Annotated in this window: 23 protein-coding genes; 22 read left to right on the forward strand and 1 reads right to left on the reverse strand. The window is 58.5% G+C overall.

Annotation, left to right across the window (positions count from 1 at the left end; genetic code table 11):
- Positions 1-180: 180 nt before the first annotated feature.
- From EJ073_RS32815 to EJ073_RS23525, 20 genes are all read left to right on the forward strand, one after another.
- Positions 181-1,005, forward strand: coding sequence for a sulfatase-like hydrolase/transferase (locus EJ073_RS32815; RefSeq protein WP_126057757.1), 825 nt, complete (start codon positions 181-183; stop codon positions 1,003-1,005).
- A 149-nt stretch (positions 1,006-1,154) separates the two neighbouring features.
- Positions 1,155-1,979, forward strand: a complete 825-nt coding sequence (locus tag EJ073_RS23430; RefSeq protein ID WP_051695325.1) for a MurR/RpiR family transcriptional regulator — start codon at positions 1,155-1,157, stop codon at positions 1,977-1,979.
- A gap of 74 nt (positions 1,980-2,053) precedes the next feature.
- Positions 2,054-3,202 (forward strand): ABC transporter ATP-binding protein, encoded by a 1,149-nt coding sequence (locus EJ073_RS23435; protein WP_091597856.1) that lies wholly within the window; start codon positions 2,054-2,056, stop codon positions 3,200-3,202.
- A gap of 1 nt (position 3,203) precedes the next feature.
- A complete protein-coding gene (locus EJ073_RS23440; RefSeq protein ID WP_091597853.1) occupies positions 3,204-4,154 on the forward strand; it encodes a sugar ABC transporter permease in 951 nt (316 codons plus the stop codon).
- Positions 4,154-4,987, forward strand: coding sequence for a carbohydrate ABC transporter permease (locus EJ073_RS23445; RefSeq protein WP_029354774.1), 834 nt, complete (start codon positions 4,154-4,156; stop codon positions 4,985-4,987). The genes EJ073_RS23440 and EJ073_RS23445 overlap by 1 nt, the downstream gene beginning before the upstream one ends.
- Before the next feature lie 43 nt (positions 4,988-5,030).
- A complete protein-coding gene (locus tag EJ073_RS23450) occupies positions 5,031-6,281 on the forward strand; it encodes an ABC transporter substrate-binding protein (protein WP_029354776.1) in 1,251 nt (416 codons plus the stop codon).
- 61 nt (positions 6,282-6,342) lie between these two features.
- Entirely contained in the window at positions 6,343-7,152 is an 810-nt protein-coding gene (locus tag EJ073_RS23455; protein WP_126057758.1) for a phosphodiesterase, read from the forward strand.
- On the forward strand, positions 7,149-7,880 hold the full coding sequence (locus EJ073_RS23460) for an HAD family hydrolase (protein WP_051695327.1): 732 nt from the start codon (positions 7,149-7,151) through the stop codon (positions 7,878-7,880). Before EJ073_RS23455 ends, EJ073_RS23460 begins: the two co-directional genes overlap by 4 nt.
- 577 nt (positions 7,881-8,457) lie before the next feature.
- Complete coding sequence (locus tag EJ073_RS23465) at positions 8,458-9,240, forward strand: metallophosphoesterase (protein WP_029354781.1); 783 nt, start codon at positions 8,458-8,460, stop codon at positions 9,238-9,240.
- The gene (locus EJ073_RS23470) at positions 9,237-9,932 is read left to right on the forward strand and encodes an HAD-IA family hydrolase (RefSeq protein ID WP_091597848.1); all 696 of its coding nucleotides are present in this window, start codon (positions 9,237-9,239) and stop codon (positions 9,930-9,932) included. The genes EJ073_RS23465 and EJ073_RS23470 overlap by 4 nt, the downstream gene beginning before the upstream one ends.
- Positions 9,933-10,342: 410 nt before the next feature.
- The gene (locus EJ073_RS23480) at positions 10,343-10,783 is read left to right on the forward strand and encodes a transposase (protein ID WP_091600664.1); all 441 of its coding nucleotides are present in this window, start codon (positions 10,343-10,345) and stop codon (positions 10,781-10,783) included.
- Positions 10,780-11,136, forward strand: coding sequence for an IS66 family insertion sequence element accessory protein TnpB (gene tnpB, locus EJ073_RS23485; RefSeq protein ID WP_091600663.1), 357 nt, complete (start codon positions 10,780-10,782; stop codon positions 11,134-11,136). The genes EJ073_RS23480 and tnpB overlap by 4 nt, the downstream gene beginning before the upstream one ends.
- A gap of 69 nt (positions 11,137-11,205) precedes the next feature.
- A complete protein-coding gene (locus EJ073_RS23490; RefSeq protein ID WP_126057759.1) occupies positions 11,206-12,738 on the forward strand; it encodes an IS66 family transposase in 1,533 nt (510 codons plus the stop codon).
- A 1,215-nt stretch (positions 12,739-13,953) separates the two neighbouring features.
- Complete coding sequence (locus EJ073_RS23495) at positions 13,954-15,105, forward strand: IS256 family transposase (RefSeq protein WP_091595888.1); 1,152 nt, start codon at positions 13,954-13,956, stop codon at positions 15,103-15,105.
- A gap of 225 nt (positions 15,106-15,330) precedes the next feature.
- Positions 15,331-16,050: a GntR family transcriptional regulator gene (locus EJ073_RS23500; RefSeq protein ID WP_029354792.1), complete on the forward strand. Its 720-nt coding sequence runs from the start codon at positions 15,331-15,333 to the stop codon at positions 16,048-16,050.
- Positions 16,051-17,074: 1,024 nt separating this feature from the next.
- Positions 17,075-18,361: a DegT/DnrJ/EryC1/StrS family aminotransferase gene (locus EJ073_RS23505; protein ID WP_091595886.1), complete on the forward strand. Its 1,287-nt coding sequence runs from the start codon at positions 17,075-17,077 to the stop codon at positions 18,359-18,361.
- Positions 18,362-18,379: 18 nt separating this feature from the next.
- Positions 18,380-19,261 carry an aspartate kinase gene (locus EJ073_RS23510; protein ID WP_245455147.1) on the forward strand — a complete coding sequence of 294 codons (882 nt, stop codon included), beginning with the start codon at positions 18,380-18,382 and terminating at the stop codon, positions 19,259-19,261.
- Positions 19,155-19,961, forward strand: coding sequence for a nucleoside-diphosphate kinase (locus EJ073_RS23515; RefSeq protein ID WP_245455337.1), 807 nt, complete (start codon positions 19,155-19,157; stop codon positions 19,959-19,961). Before EJ073_RS23510 ends, EJ073_RS23515 begins: the two co-directional genes overlap by 107 nt.
- A complete protein-coding gene (locus EJ073_RS23520; RefSeq protein WP_029354798.1) occupies positions 19,958-20,638 on the forward strand; it encodes a methyltransferase in 681 nt (226 codons plus the stop codon). Before EJ073_RS23515 ends, EJ073_RS23520 begins: the two co-directional genes overlap by 4 nt.
- On the forward strand, positions 20,635-21,174 hold the full coding sequence (locus EJ073_RS23525) for a hypothetical protein (RefSeq protein ID WP_051695334.1): 540 nt from the start codon (positions 20,635-20,637) through the stop codon (positions 21,172-21,174). Before EJ073_RS23520 ends, EJ073_RS23525 begins: the two co-directional genes overlap by 4 nt.
- Positions 21,175-21,751: 577 nt before the next feature.
- On the opposite strand, the gene EJ073_RS23530 is transcribed toward EJ073_RS23525, so the two are convergent.
- Entirely contained in the window at positions 21,752-22,540 is a 789-nt protein-coding gene (locus EJ073_RS23530) for a MurR/RpiR family transcriptional regulator (RefSeq protein WP_164746656.1), read from the reverse strand.
- A gap of 728 nt (positions 22,541-23,268) precedes the next feature.
- Here EJ073_RS23530 and EJ073_RS23535 point away from each other — a divergent pair.
- Both EJ073_RS23535 and EJ073_RS23540 read left to right on the forward strand, forming a co-directional pair.
- Positions 23,269-24,132, forward strand: a complete 864-nt coding sequence (locus EJ073_RS23535) for a sulfotransferase domain-containing protein (protein WP_126057760.1) — start codon at positions 23,269-23,271, stop codon at positions 24,130-24,132.
- A gap of 699 nt (positions 24,133-24,831) precedes the next feature.
- Positions 24,832-25,722: a DsbA family protein gene (locus EJ073_RS23540; protein ID WP_236370657.1), complete on the forward strand. Its 891-nt coding sequence runs from the start codon at positions 24,832-24,834 to the stop codon at positions 25,720-25,722.
- Positions 25,723-25,766 lie beyond the last annotated feature (44 nt).

The raw sequence follows: 25,766 nt of genomic DNA on the forward strand, positions 1-25,766 counted from the left end.
CCAACACTATGGTCCGGGACCAGCCGCAGAATATCGGCAGGCGCGTTGGGCAGGCGATCGGGCTGAGCGCTTCATCAAGATGCATTCTGATCGTAGTTGGTATTTAGGCGTTAACATCGACGCGCCTCATCCGCCCCTCAATCCCCGCCAGACTACCTCAGGCGGTTCAATCCAAATGATATGCCTGATCCTGCGTTCAAGCCGATTGATCTCGAGCACCAGAAGAAATTTGAACGAGTCGATCAGCAAGCGAAATTCGCGGTGGATCCTTGGCACGCAGCAACAGACGCGGGTGAGGCGCACAACGACGAATTGGCAGGACCTACGCATGAAGCGCCACCAACGAAGTTCAATATTTGGGAGATGAGAGCGGCCTATCACGCCGAGGTGGCACAGGTGGACGATCTGGTCGGCCGGATACTAGACACTTTGACGGAAACCGGCCAGCTGGATCGCACGATCATCGTCTTCATGAGCGATCATGGTGATATGATGGGCGACCACGGCCTGCTCTACAAAGGCTGCCGGTTCTATGAGGGTGTGGTGCATGTCCCACTTGTGATTTCCGTGCCTGGCAGCCCAGCCCAAGGATCGGTGTCGAATGCACTTGTCGAGCTGGTCGATATTGCGCCCACATTGCTCTCGTTATCGGGGCTTGAGGTCCCAAAGGCCATGCAGGGGCTGTCACTCGACCAGATGCTGCTTGGGAACACTTCACTGGATTGCCATAAGCCATACGTTGTCAGTGAGTATCACAACTCCCTCAGGTTCCGCGGCAGCCGAGGGTCTCGCGCATCGATGTACTATGATGGACGTCACAAACTAAATGTATATCACGATGTTGGAATAGGAGAGCTGTTCGATCATAAAGAGGACCCCAATGAGCATTATGACCTATGGGATAGCCACCATCACAGGGGGTTGAAATACGACCTATTAGGCCGCAGCTTTTCCGCAATGATGCTTAGAAGTGGATCCGGCCCGGAGAGAATTGAGGACTATTGACCTTGGCGGACCGACGCCAGGAAGGTCACGAGCGAGGCATTGTTCTCGCGACCTTGGGGCTGCCCTCGGTCGATTGTCCAGAAATTGTTCGATAATTTATGGTATCTCGCTGCTCTTTCCTTCATTCATAAGGGGTGAGGATTGTGGAAATGAGCGTCAACTCACCTGCAATGAAAGCGGCATCGCACGAGAGCATCTTGGCTCGCCTGCAGGACGACATCGATCGATTGCCCAATGCGCTCGCTCGCATTGCCAAATACATTCTGGAAAACCCGGAAAAGGTGCTGCACCAATCGGTCGCGGAGCTAGGTGAATTCGCGGCCAGTGGTGAAGCGAGCATATTGCGGCTTTGCCGGCAGATAGGCTTTTCCGGCTTCCGCGACTTCAAGCTGGCATTGGCGGCCGAGATTGGCCGCCCGGGACTGCCTCCTACTGCTGCTGGAACTGCGGATAGCGCTCTGCAATCCTTGCACGACACCATGGCGCAAAACCTCAGCATCGCACACAACAATGCCGATTCCGAAACTCTCGCGAAGGTCGCCGCCGCGCTTGCGGCAAGCAGACGGATCGACCTCTACGGCGCCGGAATGTCCGGTATAACGGCAGAACTGCTTGCCTATCGGCTTTTGCGTGTCGGGCTAACGGCCTTTGCGTTCAGGAATTCCAACATGGCTCACGAAGTCGCCAGCGGGCTTAGTCCCGGATGCGTTGCGATCGGCCTTTCGATCTCCGGCCTCACGGTTGACACCGTCCAGTTCCTCAAGGGCGCCCGTTCTGCGGGGGCACTGACCGTCGCCATCACCAACCGCGCCCGCAGCCCGCTCGAGAAAGCGGCTGACTTCACCCTGCAGGCCTCCGGCCTTCAAGACCACCCGATCGGCGGCACCCTAACATCGACGATCGGCAAGATCTTTGTGATCGAAAGCCTCATGCTGGCGCTCGGAAAGGCGATGGATAAACCGGTTGCCAAATGAAATTAAACTCCATATTGTCACTAAAATGAAATAAAGCACCGATAGAAGTCACGCCCACCGAAAGGGAACTCGGAATGGCAGCGTTAGACCTTCACATCGACGACATCGGCAAGCGGTTTGGCGCGATTGATGTCCTGCGCGGCATCTGTCTAAGGGTTGCTGCGGGGGAGTTTGTGACACTGCTGGGGCCGTCCGGGTGTGGTAAATCAACGCTTCTTCGGATCATCGCGGGGCTGGAGCGTGCCGACCAGGGCCATGTGCGTGCAGGCGGCAGGGGGCTGGACGCGGTGGCGCCGAAGGACCGCGACCTAGCCTTCGTGTTCCAGAGCTACGCCCTTTATCCGCATCTGAGCGTGCACGACAACATTGCTGCCCCGCTGGTCATGCGTGAGCTAAGCAGCTTGGAACGGCTTCCTGTGATTGGCGCGCTGCTGCCCGGAGCCATCCAACGCAAACGCTCGATCCAGGAGCGGGTCCGGCAGACATCAGGGCTTCTCAAGCTCGACGCGCTGCTCGAGCGTCGACCGTCGGCGCTGTCGGGCGGGCAGCGCCAGCGCGTGGCTTTGGGACGCGCCATGGTGCGCAAGCCGAAGATCTTCCTGATGGACGAACCCTTGGCAAACCTGGACGCAGCGCTGCGCATCCATACGCGTGGCGAGATCGCACGGCTTCACAAGGAAATGGAAACGACGACTATCTTCGTTACCCATGACCAGGCCGAGGCGGCAGCGCTTTCAGACCGCGTCGCAGTCATCTTTGGCGGCGAACTCCGTCAGGTCGCAGCCCCTGCCGATCTCTATCGCGAACCCGTCGATCTAGACGTAGCGCGCTTCCTGGCGCAGCCATTCCTGAACGAGCTGGCAGTGGCCGCACCTATAGGCGGCGCGCTCATGATCGGCGGCAGCAGGATCATCATTCGCGATGCGCTCGGATCCGGGCTGGCCGGAACGCTGGCCTTCCGCCCCGAGCATGCGACCCTGGCTGAGAAGGATCATCCAGGAGCCCTGCCGGTTCGCGTCACGCGCATTGAGCACGCAGGGATCGACGCTCACGTCTTTGTCGATGCCGAGGCCGGCGCTCAGTTCGTCGCCCGCATTTCCGCCGAGCGCGCGCGATCACTGCGTGACGGCGACAATCTGGGACTGACCATCGACGCTGAACAGGCATGGTTCTTTCCTTCCAACGGCTCGCGCCAGCGTGGCGATCACAGCGGGGCAGCCTGACATGGCCTTAGCCAACGACATTCCGCTCAGTTCCTTAGCTCCGAACACTGCAGGCAGCTACCGGCCGGCTCGGGCCCAGGCGCAAGCTGGCATAATTCTGTCCGTGCCGGCGACGCTGTTGCTTGTTGCCCTTGTAATCGGACCCGCCATTCTTGTCTTCTTTCTGTCCTTCACGAATGCGTCGCTCGGCTTGGCCGGAATCCAATTCATCGGGGTTGCTAATTATACGCGCATGTTGACCGACCCTGGCTTTGCTCAGAGTCTGCGCAACACCGCGCTCTATGTGGCTGTGGTCGTGCCGACGGCAATCGGGTGGGGGCTGCTCGTCGCCGTTTTGATCGCTAGATCACGGTTCGCAGTTCTCTATCGAACCGCTTACTTTCTGCCCGTGGCTGCAAGCTTGGTTGCTCTCGCGACCGCGTGGGAAGCAATCCTGCATCCAAGTCTGGGTTTTGCCAACACGCTGCTGCAGCTCCTGGGCGCATCGCCCGTCAGGTTCCTGTCCGACCCGGCGACGGCCATATATGCGCTCGCGGCGATCGGCGTCTGGCAGTTGGTTGGCTTCAACATGATCCTTTTCCTGGCTGGCCTTTCGACCATTCCAGAGGAGCTCTACGAAGCTGCGACTATCGACGGGGCGGACAGGGGACTGAAGCGCTTCCTTCTGGTCACCTGGCCGATGCTGGCGCCAGTTACGGTGTTCGTCACCGTGATGACAATTATCCGCGCCTTTTCGGTTTTCGAAACGGTCGCGGTCCTCACACAGGGAGGGCCGATGAAATCTACCTCCGTCGTTCTTTACACTTTTTATGAAGAAGGTTTCCGCTTCTTCCGCGTCGGATATGCTTCTGCGATCTCCGTTTCCTTTTTTGTCTTCGTGACTTTCCTGTCGCTCGTCCAGATGCGCGTCTCCGAGCGTCGGGCGCGCTGGAAAGCAAATGGAGGCCAGTGATGATCCTGGGGCAATCTTCCTCTTCCCGCATTGTCTCGCATGCTGTGCTTGTCACCGGCGCGATCATCATGGTCTTTCCGTTTCTGTGGATGATCCTTGCCTCGCTGACGCCACAGAGCGAGATCTTTGACGGCAGCCTGCTTCCAACGCCGACCCTTCACGGCGCAATCGACAATTACGGCACTGCGCTCTCGGCAATTCCGCTGCTTCGGTTCATGGCAAATGGCTTTGTCGTGTGTCTGGCAATTCTTGTGTTGCAGATCGCGATCGCCATCCCATGCGGCTATGCGCTGGCCAAGCTGTCCTTCCCGGGCCGCCCTATTCTGCTTGTCGGCGTCCTGCTCGGCCTTCTGGTGCCGGTGCAGATACCAACCATCCCGATCTACATAGCCCTCGCAAAATCCGGACTGCTCGACAGCTATGCCGCTCTGGTTCTGCCCTGGATCATTTCGGTGTTTGCCATCTTCCTGTTCCGGCAGTTCTTCGTGACCTTTCCCGATGAGGTGCTCGACGCGGCGCGGCTCGACGGTTTCAGCGAGCTATCGATCGCCTGGCGGATCATGCTGCCAGCAGCTTGGCCGGCCGTCGTCTCCTTCTCGATCTTCTCTATCGTGGCCCATTGGAACGATCTTTATTGGCCAATGGTGGTGATAACCAATCCCGACATGATGACGGCTTCGCTCGGCATTGCCTATTTCCGGCAGGCCGGCGAGGGCGCCGGAAATGTCGGTGCGCTGATGGCGGGGGGCGTTCTCGTAACTGCTCCCTTGGTCTCTTTTTTCCTTCTCATGCAGAAACACTTCATCCGAGGTCTGGTGCTCGGCCGACACTAGCTCCGTCTCTAAAAACCCCCATCTCAAAACTCAGGAGAGCAATGTGAAAACAGTTGCAATGATCCTTGCTGCCGGTGTCGCAGCGGCAGCCATGCCAGCGCAAGCCGAGACGAAACTCAATGTCTATTACGCCTGGCCCGAACACGAAGTGATCCACAAGCCGATTGCAGACCGCTTCATGGCGGACCACCCGGAAATCAAGATCAGCTTCCGCGCTGCTGCGCCGAGTTATGACGAAGCTGTCCAGACGTTGATTCGTCAGAGCATGGCAGGCGAGTTGCCGGACGTTCACTATGTCGGCTTTAACGTGCTCCGTCCGCTCGTCACGCGCGGGCTCGTAAAGCCCATCGACGATCTCGTTGCCGCCGATCACCTGGCCGATAAGGGCTACACGGAACAAATCCTGTCTCTGGCAAGAATTGAGGGCCATCTGTACGGACTTCCCTTCGCCATGTCGACGCCGGTCGTTTATTACAATGCCGATCTCGTGAAGCAGGCGGGCGGCGACCCCGACAAGGTTCCGACCGATTGGGACAGCTTCGTCGCACTGGCCGGCAAGGTCGGTGCGCTCGGCAATGGAACGTCCGGCATGTATTACCAGCTCGGCTCGGACGACTGGGCCACGCAGAACCTGGTACGCAACTTCGGCGGCCAGATGATGAACGACAAGGAGAGCGACATCGCTTTTGACGGTCCTGCAGGCCAGGCTGCCGTCAAGCTGTTCAAGCGGTTCCACACCGACGGCGCTCAGCCGGCGATCGACTCCCATGCCGCCCGGCAGCTCTTCACCTCTGGCAAGCTCGGCTTCTTCTTCGCCTCTGCCGGCAGTGTGAGCGGTTTCGAAGGTGAAATTGGAGATCGGTTCAAGCTCCGCACAGCCAAGCAGCCGCTCGGCGCTGAAGATGCGACGATGCCGACGGGCGGCATGGTTGCGATAATCCTTACCGACGATCCCGCCAAGCGCGCCGCCGCCTGGGACTACGTCAAGTTCACCACAAGTCCTGAAGGCCAGAGCATTGTCGTGCCGAATACTGGTTATATGCCGACCAACACGCTTGCCCTCGACAAGGATCATCTCGCCGGCTTCTACGATAAGCACCCGAACTGGTACACCAGCGTGCTTCAGACGCCCCGCGCCCGCCCGTGGTTCTCCTGGCCTGGTGATAACGGCGTGCAGATCGGGGAGGTCCTCCGCGACGAGATGACGGCTATTGCGCTTGGATCCAAGGAACCGGAAGCCGCTCTCGCAGACATGGTGTCCGAGGTTCGCGCACTCCTGCCGAAAACGAACTGATCGCCTCGTCCGAGACGCTGCACGCTCCTGTGCGGCATCCCTCCCTTTTTCGGGATTATCCATGAAACTCATTCATCTGACCGACCCCCATCTTGTGCCGTTAGGCGCCATGCTCTTCGGCTTCGATCCTGCCCAACGGCTTCGCAAGACCATTGAGCGCATCAACCGCGATCACGCCGACGCCGAGCTTTGCGTCGTGACTGGCGATCTCACTGACAAGGGAGATTTCGCTTCCTATGTCCTACTTCGCGAGGTGCTGCAGGAACTGCGCGTGCCCGCCCGCCTTCTGCTCGGCAATCACGACAGCCGCGAGAATTTTGTTCGGGCGTTTCCTGGAGAGCCGCGCGATGAGAACGGCTTTATCCAGTCGGTTCACGACGGATCTGCCGGGCGCCTCATTTTTCTCGACACATTGGTGGAAGGTTTCGGTCATGGCTCCTTGGACGATGGTCGGCTCGAGTGGCTGCTGGCCCGGGTGGCCGAGGCGTCGGATGTGCGGGCCTACCTCTTCGTCCATCATCCGCTGCAGCCGATCGGCCTGCCGCATTTCGAACCCTGGAGCACCGAGAATTGGCGCCCGATCATGCAGGCGATTGTCAGCGCCGGCAATGTGCGGCACATTTTCCACGGCCATGTGCATGTCGATGTTGGCGGCACCTGGAGCGGCATCCCTTTCAGTGCAAACCGCGGCGTGGCGCATCAGATCATTCCACATTTCACGCGGAGAGACGCGGACTTCGTCGAGGATGCGTCCGCTTTTGACATCGCGATAATCGACGTTGATGGGGTCCTGGTGCATCGCTTCGAAGTTAGCGACCGACATGTGGTCGAGGTCTCCGCAGAAGGTTGGGTTCCCGAGGGCATGCAATGAATCAACAGGCCTCTTATGAACTGGTCATCTTCGATTGCGACGGCGTTCTGATCGATAGCGAGACGCTGGCAAGTCGAATCGATGCCGAAGAACTTACCCGCATTGGCTATCCCATGTCGTATTCTGATGTGATTCTGCGGTTTACCGGCCTTTCCTCAGCCACCATGCGGAAAATGATCGAAGAAGACTGGGGCCGCCCTCTACCCAGCGACTTCGACGTCATCGTGCAATCCCGGATAAAGGAAAGCTACCAGACGGAACTGCAAGCGATCAGCGGCATTGACCAACTCCTGCATCAGTTGCGATTGCCGCGCTGCGTCGCATCGAGCAGCGCCCCCGACAAGCTGCGGCTTGGTCTTGAACTGACGGAACTTTGGGCATACTTCCATCCCCACGTGTTCAGCTCCGCCATGGTAAAGGCCGGTAAGCCTGCACCGGACCTCTTCCTGTTCGCTGCCGCCCAGATGGGCACTAAGGCAGCGCGCTGCGTCGTTGTCGAGGACAGCATTGCAGGCGTTCGAGCCGGTGTGGCCGCGGGGATGATGGTGATCGGTTTCACCGCGGGCGGCCACTGCCACGACGACCACGGTCAACGATTGCTGTCAGCCGGCGCTGCGGTGGTCGCGCGATCAGCCGAAGAACTTAGCGTCCTGCTGATGACGAGCGAAGTCCAGCCCAATACAAAATGGCAGGAGGCGGACCCGGTGGCAGCAGGTGCCGTAAGGTGAACTGCAGCAGCTTCCCATCCACTCAACCCCACAAAAATGTCTTCCTATACCGACTGTCCCGGCGATTCCGTCCACTTGACATAAATCCGAACAAAGCTCCCTTGCATTCGATATCGGCGAAGTCTGACAGGCGGATGCGGCATGGGGCGGGCGCGCGCAAGCGACACTCAACGGTGTTCGACCGAGCTGCTCACAAATTACAATTGAGGGTCAAGAAGGAGCATTCGTGTCTGCGTGGGGGAACTCACCGGAGCTCGAAGCACAGGCCCGTGGCACCGTTTCGATGATGGACGAGTTACTTCATGATCAACCGAAAGCGATAGCGACCGAGGTCCCTTATGCGGCCCGAGCATTTACAACTCGCGACATTTATTGGCCGTTCGTCGGTCAACTGTTTGCTTGGAATCGAACACCTCGATCCGGGCGGCAGAGAGGGTCGACCCCTCACTGCTCACGGTTCGCTGTCAGACGCCTGGAATAGATGGTCACCACAACGACGGCAATCAAGTGGCCTGACGCAGCAGCGGTCTCTTGTCCCACTTCCTCCCAGGGTCGGGCCCAATCTGAGTGTGGAGCAATGCAGAAAATCATTCATATCACGGATCCTCATTTTGTTGCCCCTGGCAAGACGCTTTACGGCATCGATCCGGCGCAGAGATTGCGCGACACCTTGGACCATGTCTCGCGCGTACACGCAGATGCCAAGCTCATCCTTATTACCGGCGATCTTGCTGATACAGGCGATCCAGCCGCTTACGCACTCTTGCGCGAGATCTTGTCGGAGGTCCGGCTCCCGGTCCATTTGACGATCGGCAACCACGATGACCGCGGCGCATTTCGAGGCGTATTCGGCGGGGAAGGATTCGTTCAGGCGGCTGTCGACTTGCACGACTGGCTCGTCGTCTTGCTCGACACAAAGGACGACATCAGCCATTTCGGTTGTCTTGACGGTGGCCGGTTTGAATGGCTGCAGGACCAGCTTTTCCGTGCCGCCGGCCGACCAGTCGTGGTTGCTATGCACCATACGCCGGCGGATTTGCATGTGCCTTGTTTTAAGACGAGCGATATGAAGGAGTCCGATCGGCTCCTTTCCATCCTTCGGAAAAACGCATCGGTCCGCCACATGCTCTTTGGTCACCGGCATGTTGCTGCAGCAGGCAGTTTGTCGGGCATATCGTTTACTGCCAGCCGTGGCACGGCGCAGCATATCGTTCTGGACTGGGAACAATATGGCAAGCCCATATTTGTGGCGGCTGCGCCATCATACGATGTCGTCATGTTGGACGGATCGGATGTCGTTGTCCATCGTCACGAGGGACTTGATCAGCTGCCTGTCATTCGTCCCGGTGATCCGAAATGATGGCTTCACCATCGATCAAAACGTCCGATCGGTCGCGGCCTCGACTGATCATCTTCGATTTTGACGGCACCCTTGCGGAGACGGAAATCGTAGCATCGGAGGTGATTTCGGCAAAACTTGCCGCGGAAGGTTTCCAGGTGCATCCAGATGAAATAACGGCAACGCTCTCCGGTGTTGAGCGAGACGATCAACAACGGCATCTGGAAAGACTTGTCGGTGTAAGCCTGCCGAAGAACTTCATGGAAACGGCCGCGGCTGAGATCCAGCTGGCCGCCTCTGGGATCCTGTCGGCGACACCTGGCGCGGTTGAACTGCTCCAGTGGCTTTCCATTCCCTTTTGTGTCGCATCGAACACATCTCGTTTCGAACTCATCCACCGCATGAGAGCCGCCAATCTCTTGGGGCTTGTTGGCTCACGGTTCTTCTCCTCCGATGACATCGGTGTCCGGAAGCCTGACCCTTCTGTGCTGCTATTGGCGGCGGAAATCATGGGCGTGTCTGCCAGAGAGTGCCTTGTCATTGAGGACAGCGTCATCGGTCTTAGTGCCGCGCGAAATGCAAATATGCGCTACTGCGCATTCGGGGGCGCCCGCCACCATACGAGTCGACTGAGGAATGACCTCCGGACCTTTGAGCCGGAGGCATTGTTGCTGAACTTGGCGGAACTTAAAGGTTTGCTTTGCCCAATGTAGAAAGAGGGCAGCGGCGTGGACGGTCCGCCCGCGCCTGCATCCGGAACACCATACCCCGGCGGCAGTGCAATGGCGGACAGGTCATCAAGCTTGGTGCGGGATGCGGTATGCGGTCTGGTCGCCAGCGGGCCTAGCTCACAATCCAGAATCGCGCATTTTGTTGCCTAAAACCCCGAGCTTCTTGGGGACTTATCTATCTCCAAACTCGTAAGTCAAACAAACAGCGGAGAAGCGTCGGTTTTGCGTTTTTGCCGTACTCTTGGCCTCTCTGGGTTTCGCGAGTTCAGGGTGGCGTTACCGGGGAGATTGAGCGCGATAAAGCCCGGCGACTGACGTAAGCGCTGTTCCGGTGGCACCTTTCGCGCGTTGACGTGAGGGACGATGTTCGGAGCCTTTGAGGGCTTCGACACATGACGATTTCAGAGCTTACGCTTACATCCAGCGATCACGAGCCCGCGCGCCGGTTCGAGGTGTTCACGGGCTCCGGTCGGCGGCGCGAATGGCTGCCGGAGGAGAAGGTGCGGATCGTGGCGGAAAGCTACGAAGCCGGCGCGACCGTGAGTGCGGTGGCGCGGCGATACGCTTTGTCCCCGCAGCAGCTGTTCGCCTGGCGTCGGGCCGCTCGTCAGCCGTTGGCGGAAGCGCCGGCAGCACCGGAATCGTTGTTTGTTCCGGCGGTGATTGCAGCGTCGAGGCCTGAACCGGCGGCAAGGCGGCGGCGGAAGCAGAAAGCCGCCCGAGACGCCGGTGTGATCGAGCTGGAGATCGACGGCATCACCATGCGCGTTGGCCGGGGTGCGGATGCGAAGACCGTGACCGCAGTGATCCGCGCGCTGAAGGCGACGTCGTGATCGGGCCGACGGGCGCGGTCAAGGTCATGGTGGCGACGAAGCCGGTCGACTTCCGCAAGGGTGCGGAGGGGCTGGCTGCGCTGGTGCGCGAGACGATGGGCGCCGATCCGTTCAGCGGGGCCGTCTACGTCTTCCGGGCGAAGCGGACGGACCGGATCAAGCTGATCTTCTGGGATGGCACAGGCGTGTGCCTTTACGCCAAACGCCTGGAAGATGGGGAGTTCCGCTGGCCGAAAGTGCAGGACGGCGTGATGCGGCTGACGGCCGCGCAGCTGTCGGCGCTGCTCGAAGGTCTCGACTGGCGGCGGGTCCATGAAGCCCGCCGGACGCGTGTTCCGGTTCAGGCGAGCTGAGCCGCGACCAAGTGAATCAGCCTGGATTGCGCTGTCGCGGGCTGTCGGCGAATATGGTCTGATCCGCTCATGGCGATGACGGCTGACCAGCTTCCCGACGATCCGGACGCGCTGAAGGCGATGGTCCTGGCGCGCGACGTCGAGAATGCCCGGCTGATCCAGATCATCAAGGAATTGCAGCGTCATCGCTTCGGCCGTCGCGCCGAAAAGCTTCCCGAAGATCAGTTGCTGCTGGGGCTCGAAGAGGCCGAACAGATCGAGGCGGCCGGCGAGGAAGCGGCCGAGAGGGCTTCTCCGGACCAGCGACAGGCAAAGACTGCCAAACGCCGGGCCAACCGGGGCTCGCTGCCGGCGCATCTGCCTCGCGTGGAGATGGTCGTCGACGTCGAGGACCATGCCTGCCCGGGCTGCCGCAATGGCTTGCATCGGATCGGTGAGGACGTGAGCGAGCGGCTCGACATCGTTCCGGCGCAGCTGCGTGTGATCGTCGTGCGCCGGCCCAAATATGCCTGCCGCGCCTGTGAGGACGTGGTCGTTCAGGCTCCGGCACCCGCCCGGCTGATCGAGGGCGGTTTGCCGACCGAGGCGACGGTCGCTCAGGTGCTGGTGTCCAAATATGCTGACCACCTGCCGCTCTACCGACAAGCGCAGATCTATGCCCGGCAGGGCATCAATCTCGACCGGTCCACGCTCGCCGACTGGGTCGGCCGCGCCGCCTGGCATCTGCGTCCGGTGCATGAACGCCTGCTTGGCAAGCTGAAGGCTTCGCCGAAGCTGTTCGCCGACGAAACCACGGCGCCGGTGCTCGATCCTGGCCGCGGCAAGACGAAGACTGGGCAGCTGTGGGCCTATGCCCGCGATGACCGACCATGGCAGGGGAGCGACCCGCCGGGCGTCGCCTATGTCTATGCGCCGGACCGAAAGGCCGAGCGTCCGATCGCTCATCTCGCAGGCTTCACCGGAATCCTTCAGGTCGACGGCTATGGGGGCTATCGCGTGCTGGCCGAGAAAAGCGGCGTGACGCTCGCCTTCTGCTGGGCACACGTCCGCAGGCGCTTCTATGAACTGGCAGCCGCCGGTCCCGCACCGATCGCCAGCGAGGCGCTCCGGCGCATCGCCGAGCTCTACAGGATCGAGGATGACATCCGTGGCCGGTCGGCCGACGAGCGCCGCGCAATGCGTCAGGAAAATAGCCGCGCTACCGTCGCCGATCTCGAACCCTGGCTGCGCGAGAAGCTCGGTCTGATCAGCCAGAAGACCAAGCTCGCCGAGGCGATCCGCTACACCCTCTCGCGCTGGGAAGGCCTGACCCGCTTCCTCGACGACGGCCGCATCGAGATCGACTCCAATACAGTCGAGCGCTCCATCCGTCCGATCGCGCTCAACCGAAAGAACGCCCTCTTTGCAGGCTCCGATGGCGGTGCCGAACACTGGGCAGCCGTTGCGTCGCTGATCGAAACCTGCAAACTCAATGGTGTCGAGCCGCTAGGCTATCTCGGCGATGTCCTCACCAGGATTGTCAACGGCCATCCCAATAGCCAGATCGACGAACTGCTGCCCTGGGCCTACATCCAACCTTCCGAGCTTAAGGCCGTGGCCTGAGAACAGCGCTTACCGACTGACACAGCACCTCGCCACTGAACTCGCATGTAAGACCGGAAATTGCGAACCTGAGCGCGGCCTTCCTACATTCGGTTGAGGCCTCAGCTCGCCTTCTCGACTACGCCCAGATCGAGCGCCTGACGGAGCGACTACAGAGTGCTACGCGTGTCGAAGCTCTTGGTATGGGCGTCTCCGCAATCTGCGCAGAGCTACTGTCACAGCCGCCTGATCTGGCTGGGGACCCCGGATTGTGAACATCGCTCGCGGTCTGGCTCATGGGCTGGACGCTTCGGCTTATGCTATCGGCATCTCCTATGAAAGATATGAGCGAGAGGCCGTCGCCTTTCTCAGAACTGGCCGCGACCGAGGAGCGCATACGCTTGCAATAACGACGCGTGACAAATCGCCAGTCTCTGGGGTGGCGCATGAGGTGCTCCTACTCAGCTCCGGCGCGGGCCCTGGCCGAACCTGGACCGGCAACGCTTATGCCTTCAATGGCTCTTCTGAGTGAGTGCATCGCCGAGTGTCTGAAGGGGCACAGAAATCCCAATGCCTCGCGAACCAAAGCATAGCTGTGCGAACGCTTGGTAAGATCTCTGTTGGTGCCAACACCGCCTTCAGCGAAGCCTTCCTTTCGCTCTTCAGATCGCCAAGTGTAGTTTTAGTCGGAGCCGGGCCTCTCCGAGGGCAATGACAAGAGATGCCACCCCGGTAAGTTCCGTCAGAACGGTCGCTCCGTTAGTGACGACGACCGTCGTGCGGCGACCACCGAAGTATGGTCTACGAACAAAGCGAGGGCCAAGCGCAAACTGGTGAAACGACAGATGTACGGCCGCGGCAAGTTGGATCTGCTAAGGGCCGTTAGTCGGCGCTGTAAAGAAATGTCACCGAGAGTGGGTCAAAGCCCCCGTGGTAAGCGCTCGCCGGGCGGAACTGGTCAGGGTTGCGCAGTCCGCTAGTCTAGCGTGGCGAAGCGACGAGCGCAGGAAATGGTTTGCGCGCAGCTCAGGTGCGTCGAGCGCCTAACGCCTCCTAGATCTTTCCGCGTCCGGTCCTCTGAGGCTTCCTCCCGGTAGTGTGCTGAGAGTTCTGCAAATTCGCTGAGAGGGGGCGGTCATGGCAGGCTGGTGATGTTCAACGTCACCTGATTCCCGCGAAGGAACGCCACCATGACCCAAGACTGAAAGTAAGACCGCCAGCGCCGCCGTCAAAGACATTCTGCTTTCGGACCCGCAAGGTCTGCACGAAGTGATCCGGGCGGTGATGCAGGAGGTGCTCGAGGCCGAGATGGACGAGGCTCTGGGTGCTTCGAAAGGCGAGCGCACACCGGAGCGGCTCGGCTATCGCTCGGGTTATTATGGCCGCACTCTTGTCACCCGTGTCGGCAAGCTTGAGCTGCGAGTTCCGCAGGACCGGGCCGGCCGCTTCTCCACCGAGCTTTTCGAGCGTTACCAGCGTTCGGAGCGGGCCTTGGTGGCCACGCTTGCGGAGATGTATGTGCAGGGCGTGTCGACCCGCAAGGTCAAGGCGATCACGGAAGAGCTGTGCGGTCATTCGTTCTCGGCCTCGTCCATCTCGGCCATCAACAAACGCCTGGACGAGAGCCTGAAAGCGTTTGCCGAGCGCCCGCTTCAAGAGCCTTTTGCCTACCTCATCCTCGATGCTCGCTACGAGAAGGTGCGCGAAGCCGGCATCGTCATGAGCCAGGCGGTGCTGATCGCGGTTGGCATCGACTGGGACGGCCGGCGTCAGATCCTGGCCGTGGAGATGGCCAATCGTGAGAGCCGCTCGGCCTGGAGGGACTTTCTCGTTGGCTTGAAGGCACGCGGCCTCAAGGGCGTCGAGCTGGTCGTGTCTGACGATCATGCCGGCCTGGTCGCGGCGATCGGCGAGGTGATCCCGGAAGCGGCATGGCAGCGCTGCTACGTGCACTTCCTCAGGAACGCGCTCGATCACCTGCCGAGAAAGCATGGCGACGATTGCCTGCAGGAACTGCGCTGGCTCTACGACCGGCGCGATCTCGCCGAGGCCAAGGCCGATCTCGCCGCATGGCTTTCCAAATGGTCGGCCCGCTACCCACGACTGACGACATGGGTGGAGGAGACCATCGAGTACACGCTGACCTTCTTTCGTCTGCCACGCCAGCACCACAAGCATCTCAAGAGCACCAACATGCTTGAACGGCTCAACGAGGAAATCCGGCGCCGCACCTATATCCTGCGCATCTTTCCAAACTCACAGAGCTGCCTACGCCTCGTCAGGGCGCTGGCCGTCGAAACCAACGAAAACTGGATGGAGGCCAACCGCTACATCAACATGGACGACCTGCGCGAGCACAAGAAGCTCACTCTGCGCCAAGCCGCATGACCAGCACCATGGCCGCCCCTTTTTGCAGAACTTGACGCACACAACCGGCTTCCGCATCCGAGCGCCGCGGCTGGCCATGGTCACACCTCATACGCATGGTGTATGCAGCTGAGGCGGCGCGCGGTGCATGCGTCATGTCCGGATGTCGAGAAATAGCACGCCGCAGAAACTCAAATTCTGCTAATCGAACGTTCAAAGGACGTCGAAACAAGGGGAAGCGTAGAGATGTGGTTCTGCAAAAATGCGGCCCAATGTCGTCGGACAGAAATGCCCAGTTTGGCTATTGAAGCCAAGAAGAACGCAAAAGCCGATGCAGCCTACGACGCGGTACTTCAATTGCTCTACAGCAAATCCCACATGCCGGGGCAGCATCTCAGCGATAAAGAGCTAGCGTCCGACCTCAACATCGGCCGGACTCCTATACGCGAAGCACTTATCCGACTTGCAGCGGAAGGGAAGATCGTGTCCTTTCCTCAAAGGGGCTACTTTACGAGACCTCTGGTCGAGTGGGTTCTATTGGACTCGTATGTGGTGGCGCGCGAAACACTTACCTTCGCCCTAACTCGTACACGGACTCACCCTCTCGACCGAACCGCCCCCTCTGGTGAGTTATCTCCAACGGAGCTCGCTCTTCGAGCGGAAGAAATATTCACTGACATAGCTCTGGGGGCATGTAATTGCGAAATTTGCCATATCATCGACAAGTTCTGTTTCTGCTCTCATGCCCTTCGCATGGAAATAACCGCGTCTGAGCTTTCCCCGGCTTTTCGAACCAGTCTTGCAAGGCTAACTGACGCAATGCCTCAGCTCGGCAAGACTACGAGCGCAGTGGCATCCGCATTGACTAACCACCTTGATGTAGAACAGCGCGCAGTGTCGCGCGCTTTGCAAAATATGAGCAGGAGACAGCTGGCAAACTTCACGTTTACAAAGAAGTATTGGTGAGCGATTTTCGCCGACATCAGCCGAGTAGCTGAGCCATTCGGCTTGGGCCGTCGCAGGAGGGCTGCGGGTCCCGTGCGATATGATGCTGGAGGCGGTCAAGAGACGCTTCGGATCGACGAGGGTGCCTCATCCGATCGAGACCTGTCGGAAAATGGCACCCCTACACCGGCAAGGAACACGCGCCTTCGCCTCTGCGCTGACCGCGTTACTTGCTCCACGCCCGTGAAGCGCCCCACTCCAGCGACGTGTCGGAAGCCTGGGTCAAAACCTTCAAGCGTGATTGCGTTCGCATCACTCCTTGCATGATCACCCATGGTTCTCCGCCAGATCGCCCGGTGGGATGACTACAACGAGATACATCCTCACTGAGCGCTCAGAATACGATCCCGGGAGGTCATTCTGACACAAACCCACTAGCCGGAGTGTTCGCGAAAGGGGCTACTAACATTGGACGCCGGCCCTCGGTCCGGCGAGTGCTTCAACCAATTACGGAAGCTCGGGGTGCTCCCAGCTCGCCAAGGTTGGCTGATTATCTGGCCCGCGGCTTTGGCGGGATGATATTCCTGCGCATCCGCGCTGCGCTTTTTATCTTTTAAATGGTGCCGGTACTAGAGGCTGAAAAAGCAACCTCGCGTTGTCACTTCCGATACTAAAATATCCCAGATAGGAGGCTAAAGGTAGGCGGAGAATAAATAATATATCCATAAATATATTTCAGAGGACCACTTCCCCTTCTTGTCAAGGGCTATTAGGTGTTGATTTACGAAGGAGGGACTGCATCGTTCAGCGAGTTCATTTCCGACGAGGTTGACGCCTCATACGCCGGTTGCGAGCTTGAAAGCTCTTTCCTGAACTCAACGTAGCGAGGGCGCTACGGCGCCCAGCCTGTTCTCAGGAGCGACTCTGCTCTTGTGGGTTAGCCGAGCCTCGTTGCAAGACGCAAAAGTATGCGAGAGACGGGTCGGTTCGGCTCGTGACTTCGCGAGTGGCCGATGGCCGATGTAACACAACCAGGCTAGATCATATGACCAAGGATGTAAGCTTAGCCACGGCAGCAAGCACACGATGCGCCCACCAGAAGGACACTTCTCTTGCGCTCTTTGGAGGAGATCCCACGGTGCCGGCTGGGCGAGTTGTTCTTTGGCCAGCTGCGAAACGTAAACATTTGAAGGCGCTCGCAAATGTTGTCGAAAGCGGCAAATATCATCGCGTCAATCACCCTATGGTGATTGAGCTCGAAAAGCGGCTAGCGGATTGGTCGGGTAACTGGTCTGTGCGCGCCGTTGGAAGCGGCACAGCCGCTATTCACGTGGCTCTCGACTACTACCGGAACCGAGGTCGCCGAGTCGTTACGTCGGCTTTGAACTGGCCGGGAGCCGTCGGCCCAATCACGATCAGTGGACTCGAACCGGTCTTTGTCGATGTTGAGCCAGACCTTGCCGGAGTTGATGAGAAGATGGCGGCCTCCCTCATCAAGCCAGGTGACGCGGCGACGCTCATAACTCATCTGTTCGGAAATAACCTCTTGGTTCCCAGCTTGAGATTGGCGGCGCGAGCGCGAGGCGTGGCGATTATCGATGATGTTTGCCAATCAATTGGCGCTGCGAAAGATATTGTCAATGGAGCTTACTTGGAGAGCGATGCACTCTCTCTCTCCGGCAACGGAGCTAAACACCTCGGGGCAGGTGAGCTTGGATTTGTCCTGACGAGGGACCCTGCTCTGATCCACCATGTAGATAATGTTTCGCTGACAAGCTCGTCGCGATGTGGAGCTAGGATATTCTCCCCGAACTCCAAAGGCTACAATTACCGACCCAATGTATTCTCTGCTGCCATTGCTAATCACAGGCTCAAGCAGCTTGACCGGCAGCTTAAAAAAAGGCGAAGGAATGCTAGGTTCCTTTGGCAGGAGATTGGCCACCTCTCAGGGCTTCTGCCTCTTTTCGATCCAGCAGATCATCAACAATCGATGCTGAATCTCCCGTTGCGTCTTGAGCCGGAAAAGCTCGGTTTTCTACCTGGCCCTACGGCCAGGGATTTCATCATTAAGCTTCTTCAAGCCGAGGGAGTTCCCGTTGCGGTCTGGCTGACGAAGCCCGTCTTTGAATATCTGCCGGATATCTGCGGCCAATGGTCAAGGACCGATTTTCCAAACGTCATGAAGATATTGAACACCATGTTTTACGTGTCGGAGATCGCTCCACCAAACGACGTTGAAGTGATGAAATTGTACGCGGCCGCGTTTCAAAAGGTCTGGGCAGCGCTTCCAAACCTAGCTTCGAAAATTCCTGAGATCGTATCTGTTGCCTGAGGGCGGGATGGCAAGCCGATGGACTGCTCAATAAAAGGTTTTCCACCATATGGCTTTTCGATTGTTCTCAAATTCGGCGGGAGCATCATGCGTGATCTTGCCGTGTGTAAGCTCGCACTGGCTGAACTTGAGCGTCTCGCCGATAAGGGCCATCGAATCCTACTTGTTCCAGGCGGCGGCATCCCGGACAAAGCAATTGAGGCGATTGATGCAGCCGAGCGATTAGATCCGTGTACCGCGCATCATGCGTGTGCTCTAGCACAGGACCAAACGGGGTATTTGCTTGCGGATGCCGCCTTCTCTTCCAAACTAGTTCCATCGGCCAGCCTAGGCGAATGCCGAACTCTCGCGAGACTTGGGAAGATTCCAGTGCTGCTGCCTTCCCGTTTGCTGTTTGCGGCTGACCCAGTGGAATGGAGTTGGGACGTCACATCCGACGCCGTTGCCGCGTGGATCGCTTGGTTAACTGGGGCACCACAGCTGGTGATTTTGACAGATGTCGATGGCGTGCATCGCGGTGGAGCAACCGACGATCCCGCTGCACTTATAGAGCAGATCGCTGCTCAAGATCTTGTCCTTCTCGGCCACACCTCGATTGACGCCTGCGCGGTCGAATTCATGGCGAAGAAAAGCCTTCCCGGCGTTGTGATTAATGCCCGTCATCCCGCTCGTCTCGCCGATTGGCTGGAAGGGAGACGCGTTAGAGCGACTAGGATCACCGTCGCGAGCAGGAAGGCCCATATCACAAGCGACCCTTTGGGGGGGCGGCATGATGTCATCCACGGCGCTGATAGTGTATGGCCCGGAAGTCGCGCGCTCTGGCCTAACCTCGCTGCTCGACGAATTTATTCGCCGGCGAACCGGTTTGGAACTCTCGGAACGGTTCTTTTCGATTCATAGTCGCAAATCCATTGATGCGTTTTATACCCTTACCTGTTCCACCGGCGGGAAGCATTGGCCATTGGTGCTGGACTTATTCGACATGCGTCCGGTTTGCGCCACGATCTGGAGCGGACCTAATGCGCTGCACTTGTCGCAAAAACTGAAGGGTAACACACAGCCGGCCCAGGCTTTATCCGGCACCGTACGTAGTCTCTTTTTCTGCGATAATCCCGTGACGAACCTCCTTCATGTGAGCGATAGTCATCAAGTAATGGATGCTGAGCTGAGAATACTTAGGTGCCGGTCGTTGGGCGACGAAGCGACTGCTTGGATTTCTCTCGATTCCGGCTACATTGCCCATTCATCTTTCCAAATGTTGCTAAACGTTCTCGGCGACAGGGGAGCTGCGCCGATGCCGGACAATCGGAGTGATGGTAGCGCGTTTGCCCACGCAAGATTCTGTTACGACAGAGCACTCCTAACCGCAGCAAAGTCGGGCCTAACGACAGCCGTCCAGCGGTATTTCCAGGGGGATCGAGCCGGTCTAGAAGGCCTCTTCCGGTATGCACCCCTCCGCTCATCTTGGGACCGCCTCATTCTTGAGGCCGGTCTGTTTTCAATGCCTCTTTGGAATTGCTTACTGAAGCGAACCGTTGATGCCGTCGAGCCGGGAAAACAACCAGGCATGGCACCGCGCCGGAAGGCCGGAGAACAATGAGCGAACTTGATCGTATCAGGACAACGCTTCGGACAAGTCAACAAGCCACTTTCCCGCGTCAGATGCAGGCATTCGGACTGGATCTGGTCGTACAGGAAGGGGTTTTTCCTCCAGAGCACTTCCAGAGTTGGCGTTGGATTAGCGAGAATTTTCCCCCATTCGACGGAAAGACCGTCTTAGAAATCGGCTGCGGTTTCGGTCTTCCCGGCCTTCTGTTGGCAAAGACTGGCGCGCTGTCGTTGCTGACTTGTGACATCAATCCGAGGGCCGTCGCGAACACGTTGGAGAATGCTGCAAGAAACGGCATTAGTAACGTCGAGGTCATCGCAAGCGATATATTTAACAATGTTCCACCTGGCAGAAGGTTCGACATCATATTTTGGAACTACCCGTCGAGCTACGCTCCAGAAGATTACGAGTTTGTCCACGACCTCGAAGGTGGTGCGATCGATCCAGGGTACAACTTGCTCGAGAGATTTCTTTCAGATGGCCCAAGGTTCCTTACGGAATCAGGTCGTATCGTTCTTGGGTTCGGCACTAATGCCCGTGACGACCTTCTTGAAAAGATTGCGGGTTCAAATGATCTCACATCTGTGCTTCTGCGAGCCGGGACCTATCCCGACGTCAACGTAACTTACAGGCTGTTCTCAATATCAAAGAAGGCCACAAGCGCATGATGCCCGAGCTGATGCGCATTGCGTTGGTCGCCATTTCGCGCAATCGGAGCAAAGATAGCTGGGTAGCGGGCAGTAGCGTCCTTTCGCAGTTCATCCAGCGTGCGCCGAACGACATTGACATTCATCATGTCAATTTGGCCGCATTCAATCAGGCTGTGGATAAGGATACCAGGGCTCTGGCGGACGCGGGGTTCTCCATTGCCACATCGCGACCTGCCGACGCGGAGCTGGAGATCGTATTCTTGAGATCGAACGGGACCCTGGCGATAAATTGGGTTCTCGAACAGGAACGACCGACGGCGTTAATCAACGATCCGCTTTTTGGGACAAGGGCGAGTTTCGCGGACGTCATCGCGCGAAAGGTCGAGATGCACCTGGAGAACCACCATTCGAAGCACAGGGATGATCTCCTTGCACTCCTGGAGCATTCCGCCTCAATCTCGGCCGAAATGAGTCTGGACCAATTGGTTGGTAGCATCTCCGCGCTAGACCTCGCGAAATACGTCAATACCAACCTTCGTGGCAGCACGCGATAGATGTCAGCCCCCAATCTCCCGGGAATTCCCGAACACCGTGGCAAACGTAGAAGTGGACATGGAAGAAGCTCGACCTGGTCCACCGATCTGCCGACCGGCAAAAGGAGCCGCTGACTTGCTGTCGGTGAAGAAGGAAGCCAGGATCTTGCCTGCCTTCCTGCGTCCCACGCTGCTGCGGCCGACCCATGCCCTCTCGAGGCCCTCCAGCGCCACTCAGTCGGCGAGCGCGCCGTCGAACCTTGCGCATGGACCGCCTAGGTCACGGAGTCGACCTGGTGCTGCAGCCTTGCCAACGACGAGGAACCTGCCTTGTCCTCCGGTTTGATCCCGGTGTAGTAGTTCGTCAGCTTCTCAATTGTTGAAGCTTCCCCTATGATCACCAAACACCCGCGCGCCGTGGCAAGAGGGTTGCTCGGTGAGTTCGTCGTTTCCATGTAACAAGCACGCAGTACGCACAGTCGAAAGTGCGGTTCAAGTTTATCGCTTCAATGGCTCGTGCACGCGAGCACGCGCGACGAAGACCGAGGTGGGATCCGGAAATAACCTCGGAACTGCCCGAATTGGCCTTGGTGGGGATTCAGACTTCCGCCATCTGCAGACACTGGCAAAGATATTCGCTCAGCAACACCAGAGGCGGCACGTGCATCGCCGACCCGGCCTGTGGCCAAGCCTCAGCCGAGGTAAACAATACCACCTCGTCCGCAGTCCGGGCGATCGGGCAGTCAACGCGGGTCGTAATGGCAATCGTGTATGCTCCGGTTTCGCGCGCAATAGCCAGAAAATCCTTGGTTTCCACAGTGTGGCCACGCGACGAAATGCCAATGGCGAGGCTCAACGAGCCAAGCCCTCGCGCGAGAGCGTGAGACACGGTGGCGGACCCCGAGCAATGTGCGGGGAAACCTAGGCAGATCAGTCGCATGGCCAGAATATCAGCGCAGACGGATGACGGCCCCGTGCCGAACAGTTCGACGCGTCGGGCCGCTCGGATGCGGTTGGCAAACCCACTAATTTGAAGGTCGTCAAAACCACGAGCGGACGCGGAAATTGAGTTTTGTAAAGCAGAACTGAGGATGGCGATCCGAGGAGCTGTGTCTACAGCTTCTGATGGCGCGCGTTCAGCCAGTTCGCCGCTCAACTTCCGCCGCTCAATTTCGCCGCTGAGCGCAATCTTAAACTCGCGAAATCCCGAGAGTCCCAAGGTTCGGCAAAATCTTACAATTGAAGCAGAACCGGTAGCGGTGTTGCGCGCAAGGTCGGCAATGGACAGCGCCAGAACAGCCTCGGGGTCTTGTGCAACATACAGAGCTATACGTGCGAGCGCATTCGGAGCCGTGTTAATTGCATCATAGATGATGTCTAGCAGCAATTTCTGTGTATGTCGGGGCTTCCGCATGTGTCTTAGTGTTCGTTCCAAGCTGGCAGTCGACCCGCGAAGGCCTAGCAAAGCCCTGCATATTCGAGTCTCGCTGACGGTTCACTGACGCAGATCATAGACAAGGTCGATATCGGATTCCGGCTGCCGCTCCGTTCGCGCCCATGTCTCGGCAGTCGGGGCAATGGACGCGAGGGCATGCGCTCGGCCGCTCGCGAGGCGGTCTTGCGAGTGGCCTCGTTTAACGACGTCTCCTGGCCCGATGCTGTCAATGGAGCTTACTTTACTGGCTGCGCATGCGCCGCGCAAACCGTGGTGTCCTCGTCGTCAGGGCAGTGGGGACGACTGCACGGCAACGCAAGCGGTGCCGTCTGGGAAAATATATTCATTAGTATATTGGCGACATAACCAATCTTACTTGCGTTCTTCTATGATTAGGTTCATCGTCCGATCGAAAACGGGGGCATGACAAGGTGACTACATCTCTAGGGAACGCCGACGTGGCGTTTGGTAAATAGCTCATCTCAGCAAGTTGGCCACGAGCTTGCCGATGCCACCCGTACTAGCGGTTCGTCTCGCGGCTAGCGCATGCGACGGGCTTTACTTCTCTGGTACGGCAACAGAGGGCGCGACTGCTTGGGGTCAAGCTGGTCAGGAACTTGTCCTGTCGCGCATTGGCTCCGGCTGTTTAAAAAAGCCGCTGCAACAGTGAGGAAACCACAATGTTTCACCCGCTTCCAGAAGAGCTGCGCGATATCGCGGGTCAACCCTTTCCACTTTATCCCTGCTCGAATGAATCTTGGTCAATCAAGCCGACGGCCGGCCGCTCAAGCTCGCGGGTTATGATATGTTCCATTCCGAAGGCGGGCACCCACCTATATGCCCGTCTGCTTGGACTGCTCGGGCTTGTACAGTCGGATGTGTTCTTTAATAAAGACTATCTTGGAGACTTCCGCTTTGTGGATGTCGAGCGAGCTCGCTTCACTCATTCCGAAAATATTCTATGGATACCGATCGAGATATCCTCGCGCTTTATTCAGCCCGGTCAGTTTGGCTATGGGCATCTACCGTGCGACATCGGCACTCGCCATTGTTTAGCGGATTTCAAGATCGTCTTTCTTTCGCGCGAAATGCGTGCGGCAATTGTGTCGCAGATGCGATATGTAGGTGACAGCGATTGGTGCCCGCCTGAGAGGGCTGAGATTACGTGGCGCAATGAGCCGGACGGACCTGACAAAATGCTGAAGTACTTCGATGAGATCGCGCCTTTCATTTTCAATGATCGCTGCCATCCAGTGGCACCGTGGGCGGATCAGGAGAATGTTCTTGGATTGAGCTATGAGCAGATCATAGGCGACCAAGGACGCGAAGTTCAGCTCGAGACCATTCGCAGAATTGTAGAGTTTTGCGAGATCGAGCGGCCGCCGCAGCCTGAGCTGATCTTAAACCAGCTAATCGGACAGCAGACCTTCACCCTGTCCAGCGGGCGAACTTCGTGGGAGGCTTGCTGGAATGCCGAGATCGAGGCGCGGTTTACCGCGCTGGGAGGGACGAGACTCAACGAGCGATTCGGATTTGGTTCGTAGATTTCAGGCTGTCGCAGAGCCCGGCGATGGCAGGTACGCTCGGAGCCGCTCGCCGGACGTTTATGCGAGCGATATTCTGGAAAGGCGCGCTGACCACTGCCCACCTGCCGCCCGCGCAATCACTTCCTGAAGTGCCGACATCGCGATTGGCGCGGGGCTTGCAAGGACCCTTGGTGCAACGTTCGACCGGAGCGCAGCGACGGGAGATGCCCGGGAGGGAGGAACCTGCCTCGATCCGGTTAGGAGACAAGAATTGTTGAATATAATCCCGCACACCGCAGCGCGAGTCCCGCGCGCCCTAAGCCCTCTTATCCCAGCTTTACGTGCAGGTGTTTGCTGCAGTCACGCTCAGCCATCGCACTCGGCCGCCTGAAGCCGCTCGGCGAACGGCGACCGCGGGGGCAGTTCGCACGCACACAGCGCCGCTCACGGATGGGTCGGCTGTTGGGCCCAGCCATCCCACCGCATCTCTTCGAATAGCACGAGCCCCTTGACCTCCCGTCATCCGCGAACAGCGGGTGAGGCATTAAAGCGGTGCCCCCTTTGACGTCAAAAGGCCAGCCGTTGCCGCCCTGCCGTTCACTGTTAATTGGAGCCTAACCATGCCTTACGCCAAAAGCCGGCCGTATCGCTCTTTCAGCCCTAGCCCTGCTTTTTTTCGGGCTGGCGACGCAATATGGTCCAGTTGCCAAAGACTACGTGCGCCAGCATGAAAACCATAGCCGGCTCGTCGCGTTTTGGCGGAAGCTCATTCCAGAGCGGCGCGACGCACTCTTAAACGACGCCGCTGCGCCAACTGCTGGCAACCCGAATGGCGACGTCCCTCTCGTCTTATTTTTGGACTACAACTGCCCGCGGTGCCGGGCGGAAGACCGTACAATCCAGCAAGCCCTCAAGCATGATCCCATGCTGAAGGTTGTCTACAAACATTGTCCGGGCAAGAGACCGGGTTCCAAATTTGCCGCACTGGCGGCGCTCGCCTCCAGCAAACAGGGAAAATATGAGGCGTTCCATCACGCCCTTATGGCTGCTCGCGGCCAGCTCAGCCAATTCGACATCTTGACTATCGCACGACACGTTGGCCTCGAGGTTGAGCAGCTCAAGCGGGACATGGAAGACCGCGCCATCGAAAACGTCCTCGAGCGCAATTGCGCGCTCGCCAAGGAGCTGTACATCAACGTCACGCCGGCGTTGGTTCTCGGCGACGAAGTGATTTCAGGTGTGCTCAAGATTCACACGCTGGAACGCTTCATCGCCAAAGAGCGGGAAGAAGCTAAGCGTCGTGCCGGATCACAACTTCGGCATTTTGACAGCGTGGCGGCCGGTGCGATCCCGTTCTTTGGCCACGAGTGCCGCTTCTCGCGCCGGGCCAAATCTCTTATATGGCCCGGCAACGCGGTGCTAGCGTGCAAAGTCCTGCATTCAGCTCGCTTTCCTCAACTTGGCCGAACGCGATCGCACAGCTCGGGATCTATTCAGCCGGTCCTGGTGTTTCCGTTCCGCCATCGGCGTCTTTCACCGAAGCCTCGCCAGAAGATAGGCGGGAGACGCGCCGACGCCTGCTTCAGATCGCGGCCGGCGCGACGATGATCGTCATGGGCTCTCGCCCCCCTGGGGTGATCGTACAAGTCCCG

Origin of the sequence: Mesorhizobium sp. M4B.F.Ca.ET.058.02.1.1 (assembly GCF_003952505.1) — a bacterium.
GTDB lineage: Bacteria > Pseudomonadota > Alphaproteobacteria > Rhizobiales > Rhizobiaceae > Mesorhizobium.